The organism is Streptomyces sp. 8L (genome assembly GCF_020176795.1).
GTDB lineage: Bacteria > Actinomycetota > Actinomycetes > Streptomycetales > Streptomycetaceae > Streptomyces.
On the sequence record NZ_JAIUKE010000585.1, the window covers coordinates 1 to 6,195 of the forward strand.

The following is a 6,195-nucleotide window of genomic DNA, read 5'->3' on the forward strand; positions in this document are numbered from 1 at the left end:
ACGCCGTCCTTCTTCAGCGCTATGAGGTCGTTGACCGCCGTGGTGTCCTCCAGCTCGTACATGGTCATGTCGAGTGACCGGCGCCCCTACCCGGCGGCCCCGCTTCGGTCCCAGGGGAGAGCCGGGGGGAGAGCCGGGAGGGTCAGGCGCTGGTGCCGCCGTTGAAGTCGCTGGTGAAGCTGGTCTCGATGGTGCTCGCCACGGACTGGGCGGTCCCCGTGCCGGTCAGGATCAGCCCCAGCTCGCGGTTGCTGCTCAGGGAGTTGCTGCTGACGTTCATGGAGCCCGCCTCCACCTGCTGCGTGGACAGGCCGTAGTCGGCGACCATCGCCTTGGCGTGTATGTAGAAGCCGTCGGGGTCGGAATAGCCGACGACCTTGCCGCCCGCGGCCTTGATCGCGGACACCTCGCTCGCGTAGTCCGACGGGGTCTCCAGCACAACGCGTACGGCCACCCCGGCCTTGGCCCTGGCCACGATGGCGTCGACCACCGCGCTGTCGCTCAACTCCAGCTCCTCCACGTCCAGTTTCGAGGTCGCGCCGTTGATCACGGACAGCAGGCGGCTGCGGGAGTCGGTGGGCGACCAGAGCAGGTGGTCGCCGTCGGTCGGGGTGATGGCGGTATCGGCGTAGTCGGCGTTGAAGACCTTCTCGATGGACGCGACATCGCGGGTGTCGTCGGTGAACACCCCGTAGTCGCGCCCGGTGGAGTAGTACTGCGAGGTGAGGTTCCCGGTCAGGACCAGCGACTTGGTGGCGTCGACCGTGATGGTCTTCTGGTGGGTGTAGACGAACCTGGACGACGACCAGGCCACTCCGACACCCGCGCTCTTCAGGGTGTTGTACGCCGAGGTGTTCTGGCTCTGTTCCGCCCGGTCCAGGATGACGCGCACGGTCACGCCGTCCTTCTTCAGCGCTATGAGGTCGTTGACCGCCGTGGTGTCCTCCAGCTCGTACATGGTCATGTCGAGTGAGCTGGTGGCCGAGTCGATGAAGTCGTAGATGGTGGTCTGGCCGCCGCTCCGCGAGAAGGCGAAGGCGGTGTACGTGGCGGCGTTCGCGGGGACGGCGGTGGCGAATACGGCGGCGGCGGCCGCGGCGGCGACACCGGCTCGGCCGAGGACCTTCGACAGCATGCGTGACTCCTAGTCGGTTGACGCCCGCGCGCCCGTGGGGGAAGGCGCAGGCATGGCACAACGCGCACAGAACGAGCGTGCGCATGACACCACGCGCGTAGACCGCTGGAAAGGCCGCGGGCGTGAACTCGTTGCGACCGACAGGCCAAGAAGCCGGGTTGCGGATCGACCGCGCAGGCCGGAGGCGGTTCGGCGAGCGCCCACGGAACGCAAAATCTTGGTCAGCACCGCCGGTTCGGCGCCGCGCGGGCGCCCAGAGGCTCGGCCGCTACACGCCGGCGGGGATCTCGGCGTCGACCGGCCGCCGGGGCGGCCGGGGTTGGAGCTAATCGCCGCCTCGCCACGCGGACACCACGGGCGTCACGATCGTCAGCACGATGACGCACCCGAGGTTGAACACCGCCGCCTCAAGCCAGTGGAGCCGGTCCCACGACCCGCATCCGGCGAGCATCGGGCAGCCGTGGGCCGGGTCGGTCACGCCTCCCGGCGCGTGAAAGGAAATGACGCAGCAGAGCGCGGAGGCCAGCGCGGCGACGGCCAGCACGCCCCACGGCAGCCACCGCGACCCCCGCCACGCCAGGAACCACCCGGCCAGGGTCACCGCGGGCAGGACGAACACGTAGCCGGTGATCACACCGAACCGGATTCACGCCGCGACGCCGGGGAGCGACCGGTCCTTCGTCGTCGGGCAGGGCAGTTGCCCACGGGTGAGGTCCCCTTCCGGATCGGCAGCCGGTATCGCGCTGATCGTCGCCCTGTGGTGCCGGCCCTCCGGCCCTGGCCCCGCGGTCTTCGCCCCGCAAGCAGCATGTGCGGGAGGCGGGCACGTGCCAGGACGGGAGTCCGCCTGCTTCCCAGTCCGCCTACTCCCCCGCCTCAACGGCGCACGCCGACCTGATCTCCTCCAGCAGACTCGGGTAGTGCTCGCCGTACGTTGCCACCGCGTGCCACACGGCGTCCAGTGCCGCCTTGAGCGGGTCCGCGCCGGCGGCGGCGAGTACGGCGGGAGGCGCGAAGTGCGGTGGTGAGATCCGCCGCGGGTCGCGCGGAGTTGTGGCGCTGTCCGGCACAGCCCCCGTGCCCCGCGTCACAACGCCCGTGGCGTTCATCGCGGCCTCCGCGTGCATCACAGTCCCCGTGCCGTGCATCATGTTCCCGGGCCGCACGTCGGCGGGTACCGCCGCACTTCGGGGCCCCTCCCCAGGAGACACCATCAGTGTCATCGTGCCCAGATGGCGGCCGAGGCCGGGCCGCCTCGGTCCAGGTGCCTCCGGCTCCACCACCGGGACCCATGTCGCCCCGGGGGCCGCCGGCTGCGCGGGAGGACGGTACGGCGCTCGTTCGGGGGGCACTGCCCTGAGCACCGACCGGTGCCGGGGGACCCGTGGGTCCGAGCGCAACGTCTCCCACATGAGGGCCACATCGTCGAACGGCGACGGCAGCGGACGCCCTCCGGCGACGGCGGTGAGCGCGTCCGCGACCCACGGCACCTCGGCGAGGCCCGCCGCCTCGCAGGCCCGCCGGGCGGCCAGCAGCGCCACCGCGTGCTGGACCTCGGGGCTCGCGGCGTCGAGGGTGTGCACCAGGTCGCTGTCGAAGGCGAGCAGGCCACGGACGTTGCAGCGGAGCCCGCGCAGCCTCTCACTCGGCAGCCGTCCGCCCCATATCCACTGTTCGTGGTGCGATCGACGTTCCTCGGCGGCCCGTTCCTCCGCCTCGCGGGCGTGGCGCTCGGCTTCGGCCCGCTCCTCGGGTGTGGGGGGAGACGGAAGTTCCCGCGCGTATCGGTGCCAGTACGCGGCGGCCTCCGCGGTCTGGCGGACCACGCGGTCCTGGGCGGGTGGCGCGGGCCAGAACTGCAGGAGATAGCTGTCCTTCTGCGGTTCCCCCTCCATTCGGGTGTCCCGCTTCTGTCCCTCGTCCATACCCCGGGCGCAGTACCGCACGCGGTAGTCGGTCACGGCGAGACCGAGGTGCCATGCGGCCCCGCCGCCCCACTCAATCAAGCAGCTGCCCTCGGACAAGGGGCGGAAGGACACCTCCACCACGTCCTCCCAGGCGGGGTCGAGCGCGGGGGCCTCGTCATGGACTTCCACGCAGAAGCCGACATCGCCCGTGTGCAGTCCGGTGGTCATCCACAGCGCGCCGGGGACCGCCGCTCCGCACAGCCCTCCGCTCTGGCCCGCGAACGCCTCGGAGAAATCCGTGGTCGGGTCGTCCGGATCGCTCTCCACGTAGATCTGACCGTAGTGAACGTGCACTTCGCCCGTGACCGGCCTGCGCAAGGCAACCAACCCCCTTCGTCACCGACGGCCCCGAGCCCCTTGTGGACGTGTCGGACGGGCCGTCACTTGGGCGTCATCGTGCCGCAGCCCACTGACATCGACGGGTCGCGGGAGCCGTCGAGCACGACACCGCGCCGGTCCCCGGACGCCGCAACGGCTGCCCGTCGGAGGGCTGTCGGGGGCGGCGGGCTGAGCCGACCGGCGGGCTGAGCCGGCGGCGGGCCGAGCGAGACCGGACCGAGCCGAACCAGATCAGGCAGGTCCTGACCGGCCGGCGGACCGTGTGCGATCCGCCGCCCGGAACCGGGCCCTGTCCGTCTCGTAGCGCGGGGCAGGCGGCTTGGAGGGGGTCAGAGGGTTCGTTCGAGGCGGTCCGCCATGGACTTGACGAAGCGCGCGGGGTCGCTCAGTTCGCCGCCCTCGGCCAGCAGGGCCAGGTCGTAGACGAGTTGGGCGGTCTCTTCGAGGGCGGGCGCGGGGGCGTCCTGGTCCTGGGTGTGGGCCTTGTTGAGGCCGACGACGAGGGGGTGTGCCGGGTTGAGTTCCAGGATGCGCTTGACAGTGGGCAGTTCCTGGCCCATGGCGCGGTAGATGTTCTCCAGCGCCGGTGTCACGTCGTTCGTGTCGGAGACGATGCAGGCCGGCGAGACGGTGAGGCGCGAGGACAGCCGTACCTCCTTGACGTTCTCGCCCAGCCGGTCCGTCATCCAGCTCAGCAGCGCGCCGAACTCCTCCTGCTGCTTCCCGCGTTCGGTCTCGGCCTCCTCCTTCTCCGCCTCCGTGCCGAGGTCGACCTCGCCCTTCGCGACGGACCGGAACTGCTTGCCCTCGAACTCGGGGACCGCGTCGACCCACACCTCGTCCACGGGGTCCGTCAGCAGCAGCACCTCGATGCCCTTGGCCTTGAACGCCTCCATGTGGGGCGAGTTCTCGATGACCTGACGGGATTCGCCGGTCAGGTAGAAGATGTGCTCCTGGCCGTCCTTCATCCGCTCGACGTACCGCGCGAGGGTCGTCGGCTCGTCCGCGTCGTGCGTCGTGGCGAAGGAGGACACCCCGAGGATGGCGGCGTGGTTGTCGGAGTCGCCCAGCAGCCCCTCCTTCAGGACCCGGCCGAACTCCCGCCAGAAGGTGGCGTACTTCTCCGGCTCCGCGGACATCATGTCCTTGACCGTGGACAGGACCTTCTTGGCCAGGCGCCGGTGCATCAACTGGATCTGGCGGTCCTGCTGGAGGATCTCGCGGGACACGTTGAGCGACAGGTCCTGCGCGTCCACGACACCCTTGACGAAGCGCAGGTACGGCGGCATCAGCGCTTCGCAGTCGTCCATGATGAAGACGCGCTTGACGTAGAGCTGGACGCCCCGCTTGTAACCCTGGAGGAACAGGTCCTGGGGCGCGTGGGACGGGATGAACAGCAGCGCCTGGTACTCGAAGGTGCCCTCCGCCTGAAGCCGGATGGTCTCCAGGGGGTCGATCCAGTCGTGGCTGATGTGCTTGTACAGCTCGTGGTACTCGTCGTCGGTGACCTCGTCGCGCGAGCGTGCCCACAGGGCCTTCATGGAGTTGAGGGTCTCGGGCTCGGCCGGGGCGTCTTCGGCGTCTGCCCCGGGCTCTGCCGCCGCCGTGGAGTCCGCGTCCGGCCCCTGGTCCGGCTTGCCCTGGTCCGGCTTCGGCTGTGCGGCCATCCTGATGGGCCACGTGATGAAGTCCGAGTACCGCTTGACGATTTCCCGGATCTTCCACGGCGAGGTGTAGTCGTAGAGCCGGTCCTCGGAGTCCTCGGGCTTCAGTCGCAGCACGACGGACGTGCCCTGCGGCGCGTCGTCGACCGTCTCCACCGTGTACGTGCCCTCGCCGTCGGACGTCCACCGGGTGCCCTGGCTCTCGCCCGCGCGGCGCGTCAGCAGTGTGACCTCGTCCGCCACCATGAAGCTGGCGTAGAACCCGACGCCGAACTGGCCGATCAGCCCCTCGGCCGCCGTGGTCCCCTCGGCTTCCTTCAGCTCCCGCAGGAACTTCGCCGTACCCGAATTGGCGATCGTCCCGATGAGCTGGACGACCTCGTCGTGCGACATGCCGATGCCGTTGTCCCGCACGGTCAGCGTCCGGGACTGCTGATCGGCCTCGATGTCGATGTGGAGGTCCGACACGTCCGCGCCGAGCGACTCGTCACGGAGCGCCTCAAGCCGCAGTTTGTCCAGCGCGTCCGAGGCGTTGGAGACGAGTTCCCGCAGGAATACGTCCTTGTTGGAGTAGATCGAGTGGATCATCATCTGCAGAAGCTGGCGCGCTTCCACCTGGAACTCGAACGTCTCTGTCGGCATTGTCCGTTGGTCCTTCTCAAGTCACCTGGCCACCCGGCCACCAGGTCACGAGAGGTGGCGGAGGGTGACGGCGGCGACGGCGGGTATGACCCGAGAACTTTAGTTCAGCCGGTGTCCGGGGCGCAGCCCCGCAAGGCGGAGGCCGGACCGGTCCCGCTACCGGCGGCCCTGGGTCGGTCCGGATCAGGCCCCGGATCGGTCCGGAACCAGGTCCGGGTCCGTCCGGGACCAGGTCCGGGTCCGTCCGGGACCAGGTCCGGATCTGTCCGGAACCAGGCCCCTGGCCCACCCGGAGCGGCCCGCCCGGGACCACCCGGAACCAGCGCCCTGGTCCGTCCGGGACCGCCCGGGGGGGGGGCGGGGGGGGGGGGGGGGGGCCCCCCCCCGGGGCGCGGGGGGGGGGGGGGGGGGCGGGGGGCCGGGGGGGGGGGGGTGGGGGCGGGGGCGG

Annotated in this window: 4 protein-coding genes; all 4 read right to left on the reverse strand. The window is 70.5% G+C overall.

The features are described from left to right. Positions 1 to 142 precede the first annotated feature (142 nt). The 4 genes from LCE31_RS34985 to htpG all read right to left on the reverse strand — a co-directional run bounded on the left by LCE31_RS34985 (position 143) and on the right by htpG (position 5,747). Positions 143 to 1,135, reverse strand: coding sequence for a phospholipase D-like domain-containing protein (locus LCE31_RS34985; protein WP_225021748.1), 993 nt, complete (start codon positions 1,133 to 1,135; stop codon positions 143 to 145). A 325-nt stretch (positions 1,136 to 1,460) separates the two neighbouring features. After that, entirely contained in the window at positions 1,461 to 1,769 is a 309-nt protein-coding gene (locus LCE31_RS34990; protein WP_225021750.1) for a hypothetical protein, read from the reverse strand. Between the two features lie 229 nt (positions 1,770 to 1,998). Further along, the gene (locus LCE31_RS34995; RefSeq protein ID WP_225021752.1) at positions 1,999 to 3,420 is read right to left on the reverse strand and encodes a hypothetical protein; all 1,422 of its coding nucleotides are present in this window, start codon (positions 3,418 to 3,420) and stop codon (positions 1,999 to 2,001) included. Between the two features lie 350 nt (positions 3,421 to 3,770). Then, positions 3,771 to 5,747 carry a molecular chaperone HtpG gene (gene htpG, locus LCE31_RS35000; RefSeq protein ID WP_225021753.1) on the reverse strand — a complete coding sequence of 659 codons (1,977 nt, stop codon included), beginning with the start codon at positions 5,745 to 5,747 and terminating at the stop codon, positions 3,771 to 3,773. Positions 5,748 to 6,195 lie beyond the last annotated feature (448 nt).

Bases quoted from the DNA above. Each gene is read 5' to 3' on its own strand.
- htpG (WP_225021753.1), bottom strand. From the start codon at position 5,747: ATGCCGACAGAGACGTTCGAGTTCCAGGTGGAAGCGCGCCAGCTTCTG.
- LCE31_RS34985 (WP_225021748.1), bottom strand. From the start codon at position 1,135: ATGCTGTCGAAGGTCCTCGGCCGAGCCGGTGTCGCCGCCGCGGCCGCC.